We start from the raw sequence: 16,485 nt of genomic DNA, 5'->3' as shown, positions 1-16,485 counted from the left end.
CTCGGCGTTGTGGCAGTCGTAGAGGTGGAATTACCCGCGCAGCGCATCGACCAGACGTGCGCGCACGTCTGGCTTGCCTTCGAACGGATCAGACGGATTGCGCTGCGAGATGATGTCTTCAAAGCGATGCTGCACGGGCGCCAGCGCGTGCGGATGCGAATAGATGTAGAAGCCCGCGTTGCGGATGGCATCGAAGGTCATCTGGCCGACCTGCTCGGCGGTGACCTTGCCGGAGCTGACCGCCTTTTCCGACATCGCCCGTGAAACCAGCTGCGACTTGGTGGGCGGTGCCGTGTTCGCCAGATCCTGCGGGCGGTTGCGGTCAGATTGCGTAATGCCGGTCGGCACAAAATACGGGCACAGCACCGAGCAATGGATCTGCTCGGTCACCAGGCTCAAGTCTTGATACAGCGATTCGGACAGCGCCACCACCGCGTGCTTGGACACGTTATAGATGCCCATGGCCGGCGCATTCAGCAGCCCCGCCATCGACGCCGTATTGACGATATGGCCCTCGTAGGACGGATCTTTCTTGGCGGCTTCCAGCATCAGCGGCGTGAAGATGCGCACACCGTGAATGACGCCGTGCAGGTTCACGCCAAGCACCCAGTCCCAGTCGCGCTCGGTGTTTTCCCAGATAAGGCCACCGGCGCCCACGCCGGCGTTGTTGAACAGCAGATTCACTTTGCCGAACGCCTTGATGGCCGCATCGGCCAGCGCCTGCACGTCTTCCACCTTCGACACGTCGACGCGCAGGCCAATCACTTCCACGCCCTGCGCCGAGAACTCGGCCACGGCAGCATCCAGCGCATCCTGTTGGATATCGGCCAGCACCAGCTTCATGCCCAACCCGGCAGCGTTCTTGGCGAACTCCTTGCCGAAACCCGACGCACCGCCCGTGATGACGGCCACACCGCCTGCGAATTGCTTCATACGTGTCTCACTGATGTCGTTGTAATAGGAAAGGCGATCGAGATGGCCGAGCCGTATCAGCCGGCCGCCTCGACCTTGCGCACGGCATAACCCACGCGCGGAAAATGCACGACCACCTGGCCGACGCGCGGGTCTTCGCGCAGCACGCCGACGCTATCGCGCGTGGAGACGACGAGGTCTCCTTCGACGGGATCGACGCCGTAGTCAACCGCGGCCACCGTTACGCGCGTGCCCTTGGGCAAGCCGTGGCTGTCGTCGAAGATGGCGTTCGTTTCAGTCAGCGCACGCGGTGTGGCGGCCTTGGCAACGTCCAGTGCTTCGGCGGGCGTCATCGGTTGCGCTTGGGAGTGACCGAATGCCGCAACGCGATGCATCCATGCAACGACTTCCGGGTGCGCATCGAGAATGCCCGCCACCGCCGTCGCGCGGCGGATGAACCACAGGCAGTGATAGACGGAAAAGTCGGCCACGGTCGGCTGCTCGCCAAACAGGAAGATGCGTTCGCCTGTTGCAAACTGCCGCTCCAGTTGCGCAAGGAACACCTGCAGTGTTGTGGTGGCTTCCGGCAGCGGCGTGCGCAAGCCGGTGCCGCCCACACGCATCGCCTTGCGGTCTTCCACAAAGGCTTTGACGAAGGCTTCCGGTGCATCACCGAACAGGCTCTGGAAGCCCGCCGGCTGCGTCACGAACGTTGCTGTGGCCCAGAACAGCGTTGTATCGGCCCACTGCGCCATCGAAAACACCGCTGCGGCATGGTCTGCCGGATACAGCGTCGGCGCGGGATGAATCGACTCCAGCACCTGCGCGATCAGCGCGGTATCGCAATAGATGTCCGCGCCGATCTGCAGGAACGGCGTGCGCCGGTAGCCGCCGGTGAGCGGCATCACATCCGGCTTGGGCAGAACCACGGGCACCGTGACGGACTTCCACGGCTGGTCCTTGTAGCCAAGGATCAACCGCACCTTCTCAGAAAACGGCGAGGTGGCGTAGTGATGCAGGATCAAGTCCGTCATGCGTGCTCCAGAAATTTGCGATGCCGATCAATCGAGCAGATCGGGTTGTTCTTTGACGATGCGCGCATACAGCGGCTGGAACTGGAACCACCCCGCCTGTGCCGATCCGACGATCGAGTACGCCTGACGGGCAGCGGCATCGGAAATCGTGCGCGGTGCGTCGCCAGTGCGCGCAGCGGCGGCTTCGGCCAGCAACTGCACCTGGCAGGAGCGCTCCATGGTGATGAACCACCATGCCGCCTCGTCGACCGTCTTGCCGACCGTCAGCAGGCCATGGTTCTGCAGGATGGCGGCCTTGTTGTCGCCCAGCGCTTCTGCAATGCGCTGGCCTTCGTCCAGCTCGACCACCACACCGCCGAAATCGTCGTAAAGGGCGTGGTCGTCATAAAAGGCGCACACGTCTTGCGTGAGCGGATCGAGCTTGCGGCCGAGTGTCGACCACGCGCGGCCGTACGTGCTGTGCGAGTGCGCCGCGGCCACCGCATCGGGCCGTGCCTGATGCACGCGCGAGTGAATCGCAAACGCGGCGGCGTTGACCGGGTAATCGCCTTCGACCACGTTGCCGTGGTGATCGCAGCGGATCAGGTTCGACACCGTCACCTGGCTGAAATGCACGCCGAACGGGTTCACCCAGAAGCTGTCCTGATGCTCCGGATCGCGCGCCGTGATGTGCCCGGCCACGCCTTCGTCGAAACCGAATTTGGAGAACAGCCGGAACGCCGCAGCCAGACGTTGCTTGCGGTGCAGGCGCTCTTCTTCAACGGTGGCGAATTGCGGCGGACGCGGCAGGTTGCGATAGCGGGCAGCGGCCTCGGGGCTGAGGCTGGCGGCCATGCTGTCGGGCCGCTTCGCTTGCGTGGTTTCAGGTGCGTTCATGGTGTCTCCTTCACGCGTTCGTTGTGGGTGGGGCCATTCTGTGGCGGCCCTCGCCCGGCGGACTGTCAAGCGATTGACAGTCCGCGTGCGGCTTAACTCAAACCAGCTTGACGAGTTGCTTGCCGAAGTTCTTACCCTTGAGCAGGCCCATGAACGCTTCCGGTGCGCTCGCCAAGCCCTGTGCCACGCTCTCGCGGAACTTCAGCTTGCCTTGCGCCACGAAACCGCCCAGCTCGCGCAGGGCTTCCGGCCACACGTCCATGTGTTCGGAGACGATGAAGCCCTCAATGGTCAGACGCGACACCAGGATCAATTGCGGGTTCTGCAGCGGCAGCGGCTGACCATCGTAGCCGGCGATCATGCCGCACATGGCGATGCGGCCGAACGCGTTCATGCGCGAGAGCACCGCATCCAGGATCGCGCCACCGACGTTCTCGAAGTACGAATCGATGCCGCCGGGCGTCGCTTCCTTGAGCATCTTGTACAGCTCTTTCGGGTCCTTGGCGGCCTTGTAGTCGATGCAGGCGTCAAAGCCAAGCTCGTTGACCACGTAGTCGCACTTGTCCTTGCCACCGGCAAAACCCACCACGCGGCAACCCTTGAGCTTGGCGAGCTGGCCGACCACGCTGCCGACAGCGCCCGAAGCGGCGCTCACCGCCACGGTCTGGCCCGGCTTGGGCAGCATGATCTTGTTCAGGCCATACCAAGCCGTCACACCGGGCATGCCCACCGAACCCAGGTATGCCGACAGCGGAATGTGGCGCGTATCGACCTTCTGGATGCCGCGGCCGTCCGACACACCAACCTCTTGCCAGCCGAACATGCCGACGACGTTGTCACCCACGGCAAACGACGGGTTCTTGGACGCTTCCACCACGCCCACGGTGCCGCCGATCATCACTTCATCCAGCGGCTGCGGCTGTGCATAGGATTTGCTGTCGTTCATGCGGCCGCGCATGTACGGATCGAGCGACAGGAAATGGTTGCGCACCAGCACCTGGCCGTCCTGCAGTTCCGGAATCTCCACCGTTTCCAGGCGGAAGTTGTCGGGCGTTACGGCCCCTTGCGGGCGCGAAGCCAGAACGATGCGCTGATAGGTCTTCGACATGAAAAAACGCTCCTGAATATCGGATATCGGTGTTGGGTCGGGTGTTACTTGTGTTGCATGAAGTACTCGGCCAGCGCCGCATACGCGCGGTGCGTGACCGGATCATTGGCAGCATTGGCAGCGATCGGGTGCGAGGCATAGCGCACGATCGTCATCTGGGCCACCGGATCAATATAGATGCGCTGGCCATGGATGCCGCGCGCTTCGAACGTGTGGTGGTCGTTGCTCGAAATCCACCACATGTTGCGATACGAATAGCCGGGCAGCGTCGTGTAGCCTGCCTTGGCAAACTTGGCTGGGTCGCCACCGCGGCGGATGTCTTCAATCACGCTCTTGGGCAGGATCTGTTTGCCGTTGAAGCGGCCGTCGTTGCGGATCATCTCGCCAAAGCGCGCCAGGTCGCGCAGCGTTGTGTTCAGGCCGCCGCCGCCCGATTCCGTACCGATGCTGTCGACCGAGAAGTACGCGTCATCCTGTGCCCCCATCGGTTGCCAGATCTGCTCGGACAACAGCGCCGCCAGCGACTTGTTCGACGCACGGCGCACGATCCACGCCAGCGTTTCAGCGTTGACGGTCTTGTACGAAAACTCCGCGTCGTGCTCGCCTTCCTTGCGCAGCGTCGTCAGATAGTCGTAGAAGTTGTCCGGGCCCTTGTAGCCAGCCGGGCGCGGCAGCATGCCGCCGGCGCGAGCGTAGGCCCAGACGTCGGCGTTGGGGTCGGCATAGTTTTCGGAGTAATGCACGCCCACGGTCATATCCATGACCTGGCGCACGGTGGCGTCGCCGTAGGCGGTGTCCTTCAGCTCCGGCACGTATTGCGTCACGGGCGCTGCCGGGTCGAGCTTGCCGTCGGCTACCAGCATGGCGGCCAGGGTGCCGACAAACGATTTCGTGACCGACATGGCGATGTGCTGCGTATGCGCATCGAGCGCGCCAAAGTAGCGCTCGTAGATCACCTTGCCCTTGTGCATGACGAGGATGCCGTCGGTGTAGGTCAGCTTGAGCGCTTCGGCAAACGTACGGCGCGTGCCGTTCGGATCGGTGAACAGCACGCCGCTGATATCGCGCTCGGCGCGCGGCAGCTTGCTGACGGGGCCATCGCCCCGCCACACCGCGCGCGTCGGCGCAAACTCGCGCACGTGGCTATAGCCGTAGCGCGTGCGCGGGAACATGTTGCCCGCCAGGTCAAAGCGGATGATGCGATCGGGCGGTGGCGGGAAGCCCTGCATCCAGCCCATCTTGTTCGGGTCGGATTCGTCCGCCGTGAGAGGCTTCTGTATCGGCGGCGCCGGTGCGGGGGGTGCCTGCACCGTGGTTTTCGTGTCAGCGGCTGTTGCGGCAGCAGGCGCGGAACTCGAGGCGCATCCTTCCAGGGTCATGGTCAGTCCGGTGCAGCAAAGCAGAGTGATGGCAAGGGCAGACGCCGTGCGCCGCGCAGGTTGTTGCATGCTTGTCTCCGTGGTTGCTCTTCTTGTGTGCCGGACGCTGTCCGGTGTGCAACTGGGTACTGCAACTGCGGTGTCGCCGGGTCAGCCGTCGGCGCCCGGCTCGGGCGTGCGCGGCGGCGGCATGCGCTTGACGAACTTGAACGTGCCCGAGCTGCGTGCGACCAGCTTGTCATCCGCATCGCGCACCTCGCCTTCGCAGAAGGCCATGGTGGTGGACTGATGCACGCAACGGGCGCTCGCCTTGAGCGTGCCGCGCCCGGGCTGCATGAACGCCGTTTTCATCTCGATGGTCACCACGCCGCGGCCATGCACGTCGGCCGAACGCCCAGCCATGGCCATGGCGACGTCGAGCATCGTCATGGTCACGCCGCCGTGGGCCATTTCCCAGCTGTTCATGTGCTGGGCTTCGAGTGCGAGTTCGACCACACCCTCGCCGTCGGCCACCTTCAGGCAGCGCATGCCGAGGAGCTTCAGGAAAGGAATGTCGATCGGAAAACCGTTGTTGTCTGCGTTCATGCTGCGTCAGAAAGAGTGAGAAGCAGCCGAAATTAGACCACGCTCACGCCGCCGTCGACAGCGAGGATCTGGCCAGTGATGTGCTTGGACGCATCCGACGCAAACAGCGCAGCCACGCCCTTGAGGTCTTCATCGTCGCCAATGCGATGCAGGGGGGATTTTTCGGTCAGCTTGTCGACACCAAGCTTTTCCAGCGAGCCACGCGTCATCTTCGACGGGAAGAAGCCCGGCGCAATCGCGTTGACGGTGATGTTGTGCTCGCCCCACTCACCAGCCAGCGCGCGCGTGAAGTTGACCACCGCGCCCTTGCTGGTGTTGTAGGCAATCGTGTCCAGCGACCCCGGCGGATTGCCCTTCAGGCCCGCAATCGATGCCACGTTGACGATCTTTCCATACTTGCGCGGGATCATCGAACGCTTGCCGATCTGCTGCGTAAGCAGGAACAGGCCGCGGATGTTCAGGTTCATCACCTTGTCCCAGGCTTCGACTGGGTGGTCTTCCGCCGGCGCGCCCCACGTCGCGCCCGCGTTGTTGACGAGGATGTCGACGTGGCCGAGCTTGGCCAGCGCCTCATCGGCCAGGCGCTGGATGTCGGCTTCGACGGCGCCGTCGGCAGCAATCCAGTCGGCCTCGATGCCAAGCGACTTCAGGTGCGCCTGCGCTTCCTTCAGCTCATCGGCCTTGCGGGCAGACAAAACGATGCGCGCGCCCTGCTCGCCCAGCGCTTCGGCAATCTGCAGGCCGAGCCCGCGCGAGCCGCCAGTGATCAGCGCCGTCTTGCCGGAAAGATCGAAGAGGTGTTTCAGCGTTCCCATGGTGTCTCCTGTGTCTCGTTGTGGTGGTGCGATGCCCTCAGAACCAGGCGTCCTGCATGTCCAGCGTGGTCGTATCGAGCGATCCCAGCAGCACGATCTGCGGGTCGATTTTCGGCAGTTCCCACTGGAAGAAATAGCGTGCGGCCTGCAGCTTGCCGCGGTAGAAATCGGCGTCTTCGCCTTGGGCGTTCGGCAATGCCTTGGCGGCGACCAGCGCCTGCTCCAACCAGATCCACGCGACAACCACGTGGCCAAAGGCCTCCAGATAGACGGAGGCATTCGCCAGCGTCACGCGCGGGTCGCCGGCGGCCCACAGCGTCTGCGTGACCTTGGCCAGTTTTTGCGTCGCCATGCCAAGCGCACGGCCGTAGCCGACCAGCGTTTCGTCGTCGGTTTCCAACGCACGGCCGACAGTGGCCTGCACGCGCTCACCCAACGCGGCGAAGGCGGCGCCGTCCTGCATCACGACCTTCCGCCCCAGCAGGTCCAGGCCCTGGATGCCATGCGTGCCCTCGTGGATCGGGTTCAGTCGGTTATCGCGGTAGAACTGTTCGACGTTGTATTCGCGCGTGTAGCCGTAACCGCCATGCACCTGGATCGCCAGGCTGTTGGCCTCCAGGCACCACTGCGACGGCCAGCTCTTGGCGATCGGGGTGAGGATGTCGAGCAGCAGACCGAGTTTGGTGCGTTTGGCTGCGTCGGTTTCGCCACGTTCCTCATCCACGAGCTTGGCGCAATACAGGTTCAGGCCCAGCGCGCCTTCCACGTAGGCCTTCTGCGCCAGCAGCATGCGACGCACGTCGGCATGATCGACGATGCGGATTTGCGCAGACGCTGCATCCTTGCCCGAAGGCCCGACCGGACGCCCCTGCGGACGATTGCGCGCGTAGTCCACCGCATGCAGGTAACCCGTGTAGCCGAGCATCGTCGCGCCCATGCCGACGCCGATGCGCGCCTCGTTCATCATGTGGAACATGCAGGCGAGGCCCTTGTGCGGCTCGCCGACGAGGTAGCCGATGGCGCCCGTGCGGGGCTGCCCGTCTGCGCCCTTCGGGCGGAACTGCGTACCCTCGCCAAAGTTCAGCAGGCAGTTGGTCGTGCCGCGATAGCCCATCTTGTGGTTCAGGCCGGCCAGCACGACGTCGTTGCGCTCGCCGAGCGAGCCATCGGCGTTGACGAGGAACTTCGGCACGATGAAGAGCGAAATACCCTTCACGCCCGGAATCAGCTTGCCGTCCGGGCCGGGAATCTTCGCCAGCACGAGGTGGACGATGTTGTCCGACAGTTCGTGCTCGCCGGCAGAGATCCACATCTTGTTGCCGGTCAGGCGATATTGCGCGCCGAGCGGCGATTCGCCTTCATATTCGGCGCGCGTGACGATGTCCGACAGCGACGAGCCTGCCTGCGGCTCCGACAGGCACATCGTGCCGTAGAAGCGGCCTTCCATCTCGGGCTGCACGAAGGTCTCGATTTGCGCGGGCGTGCCGTGCGCGAGCAGCAGATTCGCGTTGCCGATGGTTAGGAACGGGTACGAACTGGTGCCGACGTTGGCGGCCTTGAAGAAGCCGAAGCCGGCTTTTTCGACCACGGTCGGCAGTTGCATGCCGCCGCGTTCAAAGTCTTGTCCCGCAGCCATGAGGCCGGCTTTGTTGAAGGCGTCCAGCGCGACCTTCACTTCGGGGATGATGTGGACCTTGTTGCCGTCGAAGTGCGGTTCTTCCTGGTCGTTTTTCTTGTTGTGCGGGGCGAACAGGTCCGTTGCGATGCGCTCGCAGGTATCGAGTGCGGCGTCGAAGGTTTCGCGGGAGTGGTCTGCGTAACGTGGAATGCGTGTGAGCGATTCGACGTTGAGCCATTCGTAAAGCAGGAAGCTGAGGTCGCGGCGGGATAGCAGTTTCGAGGACATGATGTTGGTGGTGCATCCTGTGTTTCGTGCCCTGCCTGGGCGAGGGCCTTGGGTCAACCCCTTGTTTCGTGCCCTGCCGGGCCCGACTCACTTTCTTTGTCTTGCCAAAGAAAGTAAGCAAAGAAAGGCGCGCCCGAGATGGCGAAAGATTCCTTGAATTTCCGTAACCGGGCGGAGACGGGAAAAACTCGCTTCGCTCAGACAGTTTCCCGTCTTATTTCCGCCCGCTTACGAAAATTCAAGGCGCCATCTAGGGCAGGAACGGCACAAACCGTGTGCGTGCATGGGCTGACACTGAAATCAGCGCTGCCAGAAACAAAACAGGCTCCCGTTTTTACTCGGGAGCCCGGCCTCTTTAGAGCACCTCGAACAGGCCGGCTGCGCCTTGGCCGCCGCCGATGCACATGGTCACGACCACGTACTTGACGCCGCGACGCTTGCCTTCGATCAGCGCGTGGCCGACCAGGCGTGCACCCGACACGCCGTACGGGTGGCCCACGGCGATGGCACCGCCGTTGACGTTCAGGCGGTCCATGGGGATGCCCAGCTTGTCTGCGCAGTACAGCACCTGCACGGCAAACGCTTCGTTCAATTCCCACAGGCCGATGTCGTCCACCTTCAGGCCGGCCTTCTTAAGCAGCTTGGGCACGGCAAACACCGGGCCGATACCCATTTCATCCGGCTCGCAACCGGCTACGGCAAAGCCACGGAACACGCCCAGCGGCTGCAGGCCCTTGGCGGCTGCCACCTTGCCATTCATCACCACGGCAGCCGATGCGCCGTCTGAGAACTGGCTGGCATTGCCTGCCGTGATGACGCCGCCCGGCACTGCGGAGCGAATCTTTGCCACGCCTTCAAGCGTCGTGTCGGGGCGAATCCCTTCGTCGGCGGAGATGGTGACTTCGCGGGTCATGAGCTGGCCGGTCTTGGCATCGGCCACGCCCATCACCGTCGTCATCGGGACGATTTCGTCGTTGAACTTGCCGGCAGCAGCAGCGGCGGCGGCGCGCTGCTGGCTTTGCACGCCGTACTCGTCCATGCGCTCCTTGGCGATGTTGTAGCGCTTGGCGACGTTCTCGGCGGTCTGGAGCATGTTCCAATAGATTTCCGGCTTGTGCTTGTTGAGCCAGCCTTCGGTCATCATGTGGCGGTTCATTTCCTGCTGCACGCACGAGATGGATTCCACGCCGCCGGCCACGAAGATGTCGCCTTCATCGGCAATCACGCGCTGCGCGGCCATGGCGATGGTCTGCAGGCCCGACGAGCAGAAGCGGTTGACGGTTGCGCCCGGCACGGTCACGGGGCAACCGGCACGCAGGGCGATCTGGCGCGCGATGTTGGCGCCCGTTGCACCTTCCGGGTTCGCACAGCCCATCAGGATGTCTTCCACTTCGCCCGGCTCGATCTTGGCGCGCTCGATGGCGTGCTGAACCGCATGGCCGCCCAGCGTGGCGCCGTGCGTCATGTTGAAGGCGCCCTTCCAGCTCTTGGCCAGGCCGGTACGTGCGGTGGAAACGATGACTGCTTCGGTCATGGTGTTGCTCCTCGTATCTGGTGGCGGGCGCGGCTTCGGCAGCGCCCGATGTATTCCGTTATCCGTTCAAGACAAGGTGTTCAAAACGTCCGGCGACTGCAACCGCGCGATGCCCGCCTCCGTCATCCGCTGCCACGCCTGCGTAAGCGACCCGTTCAGGTCGATCGCGCGGCACGCATCCTCGATGACGGCAACTTCCAGCCCGGCGGCACGCGCATCCAGCGCTGACCACGCCACGCAGAAATCGGTGGCCAGCCCAACGCAGAACACGCGCTTGATTTCAAGCTCGCGCAGGTAGCCCAGCAGGCCGGTCGGCGTCTTGCGATCCGCTTCAAAAAATGCGGAGTAGCTGTCGATGTGCGGGTGATAGCCCTTGCGAACCATCAACTGCGCATGCGGCACGTCCAGGTTGTCAGCCAGCGCGGCGCCTGCGCTGTGCTGCACGCAGTGCACCGGCCACAGCACCTGCTGGCCGTACGGCAGATCGATCGTGCCGAACGGCTGCGTTCCCGCATGGTTGGCGGCGAACGACACGTGCTCGCTCGGGTGCCAGTCCTGCGTCAGCACCACGCGGCCGAATGCCTGGGCGAGCTGATTGACGACCGGGACGACTTGGTCGCCTTCCGGCACGGCCAGCGCGCCGCCGGGCAGAAAATCGTTCTGCACGTCGATGATCAGCAGGCAATCGGTGGGCGTGAGTTGCATGGCGGTTGCTTAGTCGCTTGGTCCGTTAGCCCCGCATCAGCCGTTGAAGCCCTTGCCTTCGTCGGCCAGCTTCTGCAGCAGCGGCGCGACCTTCCAGGCTTCCCCGTGGTAGCCCTTGCTATAGCGGTGCATGGCTTGCGCAACGTTGTACAGGCCGACGGTGTCTGCGTAGAGCATCGGGCCACCGCGGAACAGCGGGAAGCCGTAGCCGGTCAGGTAGACCATGTCGATATCCGACGCCTTGGAGGCAATGCCCTCTTCCAGGATCTTCGCGCCTTCGTTGACCAGCGCGAACACCAGGCGCTCGACGATTTCTTCGTCCGAAATCTTGCGGCGGGTGATGCCCAGATCCTTCGAATGCTGGACGATCATGTCGTTGACCTGCTGGTTCGGATACGGCTTGCGGTCGCCCGCCTTGTAGTCGTACCAGCCGCCGCCGGTCTTCTGGCCAAAGCGGCCCATCTCGCACAGCAGATCGGCGGTCTTCGAATAGACGATGTCCGGCTTGTCCACAGCGCGGCGCTTGCGGATGGCCCAGCCGATGTCGTTGCCAGCCAGATCGCCCATGCGGAACGGGCCCATCGCAAAGCCGAACTTTTCGATGGCCTTGTCGACCTGCTCCGGCAGCGCGCCTTCGTCCAGCAGATAACCCGCCTGGCGGCTGTATTGCTCGATCATGCGGTTGCCGATGAAGCCATCGCACACGCCGGACACGACCGCCGTCTTCTTGATGGCCTTGGACAGCTTCATGACGGTGGCCAGCACGTCCTTGGCCGTCTCTTTGCCGCGCACGACTTCCAGCAGCTTCATCACGTTGGCCGGGCTGAAGAAGTGCATGCCGACCACGTCCTGCGGACGCTTGGTGAAGCTGGCGATCTTGTCGACATCCAGCGTGGACGTGTTCGACGCCAGGATCGCGCCCTGCTTGACGACTTCGTCCAGCTTCTTGAACACGACTTCCTTGACGCCCATTTCTTCGAACACGGCCTCGATGACGAGGTCGGCGTCCTTGATGTCGTCGTAGGACAGCGTCGGGGTCAGCAGAGCCATGCGCTGCTCGACCTTCTCTTGCGTGAGCTTGCCCTTCTTGGCGCTGTTTTCGTAATTTTTGCGGATGGTGGCCACACCGCGGTCCAGCGCTTCCTGTTTGGTTTCCAGCATCGTGACCGGAATGCCTGCGTTCAGGAAGTTCATCGAGATACCGCCGCCCATCGTGCCGGCGCCGATCACGGCGACCTTCTCCACCTTGCGCACCGGCGTGTCTTCCGGCACGTCGGGAATCTTGCTCGCTGCGCGTTCGCCGAAGAACGCATGGCGCAGGGCGCGCGATTCCGGCGTATTCACCAACTCAATGAACAGCTCGCGCTCGAACTTGATACCGTCGTCAAAGCGCTTTTCCACCGCGGCCTGCACGGCGTCGACGCACTTGCCTGGCGCCGGGAAGTTCTTGGCGACAGCGGCCACCGTGTTACGGGCGAATTGCAAGAAACCTTGCGGATTGTCGTGCTCGACCTTGCGATCTCGCAGCTTCGGCAGCTTGCCTTCGGCAGCAGCTTTCAGCGCGAAGTCAATGGCGCCGGCCATCAGGTCGCCTTCGATCATCTGGTCGAACAGGCCGCTCTTGGCCAGCTTTTCCGACGGAATGGCGTTGCCGGAAACGATCATGTTCAGCGCCGGCTCCAGGCCGATCGCGCGCGGCAGACGCTGCGTGCCGCCTGCGCCCGGCAGAATGCCCAGCTTCACTTCCGGCAGCGCGATCTGCGCGCCCGGTGCGGCCACGCGGTAGTGACAGCCCATCGCCAGTTCCAGCCCACCGCCCATCGCCACCGAATGGATGGCCGCCACGACCGGCTTGCTGCTCGACTCCACTGCCTTGATGACGGCGTGCAGTGTCGGCTCTTGCGTGGCCTTGGGGGTGTTGAACTCACGGATATCTGCGCCGCCCGAGAAGGCCTTGCCCGCACCGGTGATCACGATGGCCTTGACGTTGGCGTCGTCGCCCGCTTTCACCATGCCCTCGACGATGCCCAGGCGCGTGGAGTGGCCAAGGCCGTTGACGGGCGGGTTGCTGAGCGTGATGACGGCAACGCCGTCCTGGACCTTGTACTCCGCAGTCATGCTGGTTCCTTTGGTGATGCGAGGGCCGGCAGATCAGGCGCGCCGTGCCTCGCGGTTGAACTGTCTCTCAACTATCGTTTTTTTAACGCGCGGTAAGGCCGCGACTCGACACAGAATACACAAAATAGCACGGTCGTTCAATTTTTATTTTTGCGCTGCACGGCGCCGTCTGGCGGGCGATGCGACGGGCCCCGACGGGTTCAAACGCGTGTGACGCAGCATGGATTTTTTGCCCGCTGCGTGACGGTTTTGATAGAGTCGCGCATTTCGTTCGCCGGACGCCCAACAGGCGCGGGAACGTTTCGTCACATTTCGTCGATTTGATTCGCGATCCGAGCAAAATCGACCACTCTGTATCCATGTCAGAACACGTTACCCCGTCTTCAGAGACGCCGGGCTTGCGCCGCACCTTGCGCGCGCGCCATCTCACCATGATCGCCATCGGCGGGTCGATCGGCACCGGGCTTTTCGTGGCCTCGGGCGCGTCGGTCTCGCAGGCAGGCCCCGGAGGCGCACTCGCCGCCTATATCCTCATCGGGGCAATGGTCTATTTCCTGATGACCAGCCTGGGCGAGCTTGCCGCTTACATGCCCGTTTCCGGATCGTTTGCCACCTACGGCGCGCTGTATGTGGACGAAGGCTTCGGCTTCGCGCTTGGCTGGAACTATTGGTACAACTGGGCTGTGACGATTGCCGTTGAGCTGGCGGCCGCGCAGCTCGTCATGCATTACTGGTTTCCCGATGTGCCGGGCGTGCTGTGGAGTGCCGTTTTCCTCGCCATCATGTTTCTGCTCAACGCCATCTCGGTGCGCGGCTTTGGCGAGGCGGAATACTGGTTCGCACTCATCAAGGTCGTCACCGTCATCTTCTTTATCGGCATTGGCCTGGCGATGATCTTCGGGATCATGAAGGGCGGTCCGCAATCGGGCCTGCAGAACCTGACGATCGGTGATGCGCCGTTCGTCGGCGGGCTGCCGGCGATGATCGGCGTGGCGATGATCGCGGGATTCTCGTTCCAGGGGACGGAGCTGATTGGCGTGGCGGCCGGCGAATCGGCCGACCCGGCGCGCACCATTCCGCGTGCGGTCAAGCAAGTGTTCTGGCGGATCCTGCTGTTCTACGTGCTGGCCATCTTCATCATCGGCGTGCTGGTGCCGTACACCGATCCGAATCTGCTCTCGACGGAAGTGACGAACATTGGCGTGAGCCCTTTCACGCTCGTTTTCAAGCACGCAGGCCTTGCGTTCGCTGCAGGCCTGATGAACGCGGTGATCCTGACGGCGGTGCTGTCGGCCGGCAATTCGGGCATGTATGCGTCCACGCGGATGCTCTACAACCTGGCCACCGAGGGCCGCGCGCCGCGCATCTTTGCGCAACTTACCCGGAACGGTGTGCCACGCAATGCGCTGCTGGCCACGACCGCCGTCGGCGCGCTCTGCTTCTTGAGTTCGTTGTATGGCGACAAGACGGTCTACCTGTGGCTGCTGAACACCTCGGGCATGACCGGCTTCGTGGCATGGCTTGGCATTGCCATCAGCCACTATCGGTTCCGCAAGGGGCTTGTGGCGCAGGGGCATGATCCGGCGCAGTTGCCGTACCGCTCCAAGTTCTTTCCATATGGCCCGTTGTTCGCGTTTGGACTGTGCCTGGTCATCACGCTCGGCCAGAACTACCAGGCATTCACCACCGGCACCGTCGATTGGCCAGCGGTGATCGCCACGTACATCGGCATCCCGGTCTTCTTCCTGATCTGGATCGGCTACCGGCTAGTGCGCGGCGGCGGCATTGTCCGGTACCAGAACATGCACTTCCCGCGCCCGCCGGTGCTGCGCGATTCGCTGGCCGGCCAAGACCCCGGCCCCGAATTGCCGACCGTCGCAAACCGTACGCAGTAATCCCCCCCGCTCCGCCAGCCGGTTGCACAGCATCCGGCGGGCGTTTTTATTGGGGCGCCCGCTCCGGCGCCACCGGCTATGCATACACCCATCACCCCCACCGGCCTCGAAGCCCAATCCGAACTGCGCCGACGCCTGCGCTCGCGCCACCTGATGATGATTGCCCTGGGCGGCGCCATCGGCACGGGGCTGTTCGTTGCGTCCGGAGCGTCCATCGCGCAGGCTGGCCCCGGCGGCGCACTGCTGACCTACACGCTGATCGGCGTGATGGTCTATTGCCTGATGACGAGTCTTGGCGAGCTGGCGGTGCATCTGCCCGTCTCGGGCTCGTTCGTGACTTACAGCCGCCTGTATGTCGAAGAAGGCTTCGGCTTTGCGCTCGGATGGAACTACTGGTTTGCGCTGGCCGTGTCCGTTGCCGTGGAACTGGCTGCCGCGCAACTCGTGATGAAGTACTGGTTCCCAGGCGTGTCGGGCATGGTCTGGAGCGCCGCATTCCTGCTGCTGATGTTTGGCCTCAACGCCTTCTCCGTGCGCGGTTTTGGCGAGGCGGAATACTGGTTCTCGATGATCAAGGTGGTGACCATCGTCGTGTTCCTGCTGATCGGCCTGGCGATGATCTTCGGCATCATGCACGGCGGGCCGCAGTCGGGTTGGCAGAACTTCACCGTGGGCGATGCGCCGTTCGTGGGCGGCGTGCCGGCCATGGTCGGCGTGGCGATGATCGCCGGGTTCTCGTTCCAGGGCGTCGAGACGATTGGCGTGGCCGCCGGCGAGGCGGAGAACCCCTCCCGCACGATCCCGCGCGCCATCCGCCAGACGTTCTGGCGCATCCTGCTGTTCTACGTGCTGGCGATCCTGATCATCGGCGTGCTGTTGCCGTACACCGACCCGAACCTGCTGCGCAATGAAGCGACGGACGTCGGCGTCAGCCCGTTTGCGCTGGTGTTCCAGCATGCGGGCCTTGCGTTTGCGGCTGGGATGATGAATGCGGTGGTGCTGACCGCGCTGCTGTCGTCCGGCACGTCGAGCCTCTATGTGTCGACGCGGATTCTGTACGACCTGTCGCTTGAAGGTCAGGCGCCGCGCTGGTTTGCCAAGGTGTCGGCCAACGGCGTGCCGCACCGCGCGCTGCTGGCCACGTCGGCGGTTGGCGCACTGTGCTTCTTCAGTTCATTGTTTGGCGACCAGGTGGTTTACCTGTGGCTGCTGAATACGTCTGCGGTCACGTGCTTCATCGCCTGGTTCGGTATTGCGCTGGCGCACTACCGGTTCCGCAAGGGGTTCACGAGCCAGGGGCATTCCGTGGCGCAACTGGCGTATCGGTCGCCGTTCTTCCCTTTCGGGCCGATCATGGTGGCGATCCTGTGCGTGGTGATCATTCTTGGGCAGAACACCAAGGCGCTGTTTGCGCCGGTCGACAACTTCGGCGCCTTCATCGCAACGTATTGCGGCGTGATCCTGTTCGTGGTGATCTGGCTGGCTTACCGCTGGAAGTTCAAGACGCGCTTTGTGAAGTATTCGGAGATGCAGTTCAGCGCCGAGCATCTGCAGCAGGCCAAGGCGACCACGGAAGCCTCTGCGGCGGGCACAGTCGTCAACTGACTGAAAAAAAATG

At 63.3% G+C, this 16,485-nt stretch carries 13 protein-coding genes; 2 read left to right on the top strand and 11 right to left on the bottom strand.

Annotated features, from left to right (window positions below):
* Window positions 1–30 precede the first annotated feature (30 nt).
* The 11 genes from ACTJK6_RS01730 to ACTJK6_RS01680 all read right to left on the bottom strand — a co-directional run bounded on the left by ACTJK6_RS01730 (window position 31) and on the right by ACTJK6_RS01680 (window position 12,972).
* On the bottom strand, window positions 31–933 hold the full coding sequence (locus ACTJK6_RS01730; RefSeq protein ID WP_045206327.1) for an SDR family oxidoreductase: 903 nt from the start codon (window positions 931–933) through the stop codon (window positions 31–33).
* A 56-nt stretch (window positions 934–989) separates the two neighbouring features.
* Window positions 990–1,946, bottom strand: coding sequence for a glutathione S-transferase family protein (locus ACTJK6_RS01725; RefSeq protein ID WP_440838201.1), 957 nt, complete (start codon window positions 1,944–1,946; stop codon window positions 990–992).
* Between the two features lie 27 nt (window positions 1,947–1,973).
* Window positions 1,974–2,822 (bottom strand): class II aldolase/adducin family protein, encoded by an 849-nt coding sequence (locus ACTJK6_RS01720; RefSeq protein WP_232042845.1) that lies wholly within the window; start codon window positions 2,820–2,822, stop codon window positions 1,974–1,976.
* Window positions 2,823–2,919: 97 nt separating this feature from the next.
* A complete protein-coding gene (locus ACTJK6_RS01715) occupies window positions 2,920–3,930 on the bottom strand; it encodes an NADP-dependent oxidoreductase (protein ID WP_260802449.1) in 1,011 nt (336 codons plus the stop codon).
* 44 nt (window positions 3,931–3,974) lie between these two features.
* Window positions 3,975–5,378, bottom strand: coding sequence for a serine hydrolase domain-containing protein (locus ACTJK6_RS01710; protein ID WP_440838200.1), 1,404 nt, complete (start codon window positions 5,376–5,378; stop codon window positions 3,975–3,977).
* A gap of 81 nt (window positions 5,379–5,459) precedes the next feature.
* Window positions 5,460–5,894 (bottom strand): PaaI family thioesterase, encoded by a 435-nt coding sequence (locus tag ACTJK6_RS01705; RefSeq protein ID WP_027681422.1) that lies wholly within the window; start codon window positions 5,892–5,894, stop codon window positions 5,460–5,462.
* Between the two features lie 32 nt (window positions 5,895–5,926).
* A complete protein-coding gene (locus tag ACTJK6_RS01700) occupies window positions 5,927–6,709 on the bottom strand; it encodes an SDR family oxidoreductase (RefSeq protein ID WP_012762008.1) in 783 nt (260 codons plus the stop codon).
* 37 nt (window positions 6,710–6,746) lie between these two features.
* Window positions 6,747–8,615, bottom strand: a complete 1,869-nt coding sequence (locus ACTJK6_RS01695) for an acyl-CoA dehydrogenase (protein ID WP_440838199.1) — start codon at window positions 8,613–8,615, stop codon at window positions 6,747–6,749.
* Window positions 8,616–8,970: 355 nt separating this feature from the next.
* Complete coding sequence (locus ACTJK6_RS01690) at window positions 8,971–10,149, bottom strand: acetyl-CoA C-acyltransferase (RefSeq protein ID WP_232042849.1); 1,179 nt, start codon at window positions 10,147–10,149, stop codon at window positions 8,971–8,973.
* Between the two features lie 66 nt (window positions 10,150–10,215).
* Complete coding sequence (gene pncA / locus ACTJK6_RS01685; RefSeq protein WP_440838198.1) at window positions 10,216–10,854, bottom strand: bifunctional nicotinamidase/pyrazinamidase; 639 nt, start codon at window positions 10,852–10,854, stop codon at window positions 10,216–10,218.
* A gap of 36 nt (window positions 10,855–10,890) precedes the next feature.
* Window positions 10,891–12,972, bottom strand: a complete 2,082-nt coding sequence (locus ACTJK6_RS01680) for a 3-hydroxyacyl-CoA dehydrogenase NAD-binding domain-containing protein (protein WP_440838197.1) — start codon at window positions 12,970–12,972, stop codon at window positions 10,891–10,893.
* 359 nt (window positions 12,973–13,331) lie between these two features.
* On the opposite strand from ACTJK6_RS01680, the gene ACTJK6_RS01675 reads away from it, so the two are divergent.
* Together ACTJK6_RS01675 and ACTJK6_RS01670 are read left to right on the top strand one after the other, a co-directional pair.
* Window positions 13,332–14,867, top strand: a complete 1,536-nt coding sequence (locus tag ACTJK6_RS01675; protein WP_440838196.1) for an amino acid permease — start codon at window positions 13,332–13,334, stop codon at window positions 14,865–14,867.
* A 78-nt stretch (window positions 14,868–14,945) separates the two neighbouring features.
* Window positions 14,946–16,472, top strand: a complete 1,527-nt coding sequence (locus ACTJK6_RS01670) for an amino acid permease (RefSeq protein ID WP_414560659.1) — start codon at window positions 14,946–14,948, stop codon at window positions 16,470–16,472.
* The last annotated feature ends 13 nt before the right edge of the window (window positions 16,473–16,485 follow it).

The organism is Ralstonia sp. 22086, assembly GCF_052045975.1.
GTDB classification, from domain to species: Bacteria; Pseudomonadota; Gammaproteobacteria; order Burkholderiales; family Burkholderiaceae; genus Ralstonia; species Ralstonia wenshanensis.
Note: the sequence above shows the minus strand (reverse complement) of the source record. Positions and strands in the feature narration are given on the sequence as shown.

Bases quoted from the DNA above. Each gene is read 5' to 3' on its own strand.
- ACTJK6_RS01715 (WP_260802449.1), bottom strand. From the start codon at position 3,930: ATGTCGAAGACCTATCAGCGCATCGTTCTGGCTTCGCGCCCGCAAGGG.
- pncA (WP_440838198.1), bottom strand. From the start codon at position 10,854: ATGCAACTCACGCCCACCGATTGCCTGCTGATCATCGACGTGCAGAAC.
- ACTJK6_RS01710 (WP_440838200.1), bottom strand. From the start codon at position 5,378: ATGCAACAACCTGCGCGGCGCACGGCGTCTGCCCTTGCCATCACTCTG.
- ACTJK6_RS01675 (WP_440838196.1), top strand. From the start codon at position 13,332: ATGTCAGAACACGTTACCCCGTCTTCAGAGACGCCGGGCTTGCGCCGC.
- ACTJK6_RS01680 (WP_440838197.1), bottom strand. From the start codon at position 12,972: ATGACTGCGGAGTACAAGGTCCAGGACGGCGTTGCCGTCATCACGCTC.
- ACTJK6_RS01670 (WP_414560659.1), top strand. From the start codon at position 14,946: ATGCATACACCCATCACCCCCACCGGCCTCGAAGCCCAATCCGAACTG.
- ACTJK6_RS01705 (WP_027681422.1), bottom strand. From the start codon at position 5,894: ATGAACGCAGACAACAACGGTTTTCCGATCGACATTCCTTTCCTGAAG.
- ACTJK6_RS01700 (WP_012762008.1), bottom strand. From the start codon at position 6,709: ATGGGAACGCTGAAACACCTCTTCGATCTTTCCGGCAAGACGGCGCTG.
- ACTJK6_RS01730 (WP_045206327.1), bottom strand. From the start codon at position 933: ATGAAGCAATTCGCAGGCGGTGTGGCCGTCATCACGGGCGGTGCGTCG.
- ACTJK6_RS01725 (WP_440838201.1), bottom strand. From the start codon at position 1,946: ATGACGGACTTGATCCTGCATCACTACGCCACCTCGCCGTTTTCTGAG.
- ACTJK6_RS01695 (WP_440838199.1), bottom strand. From the start codon at position 8,615: ATGTCCTCGAAACTGCTATCCCGCCGCGACCTCAGCTTCCTGCTTTAC.
- ACTJK6_RS01720 (WP_232042845.1), bottom strand. From the start codon at position 2,822: ATGAACGCACCTGAAACCACGCAAGCGAAGCGGCCCGACAGCATGGCC.
- ACTJK6_RS01690 (WP_232042849.1), bottom strand. From the start codon at position 10,149: ATGACCGAAGCAGTCATCGTTTCCACCGCACGTACCGGCCTGGCCAAG.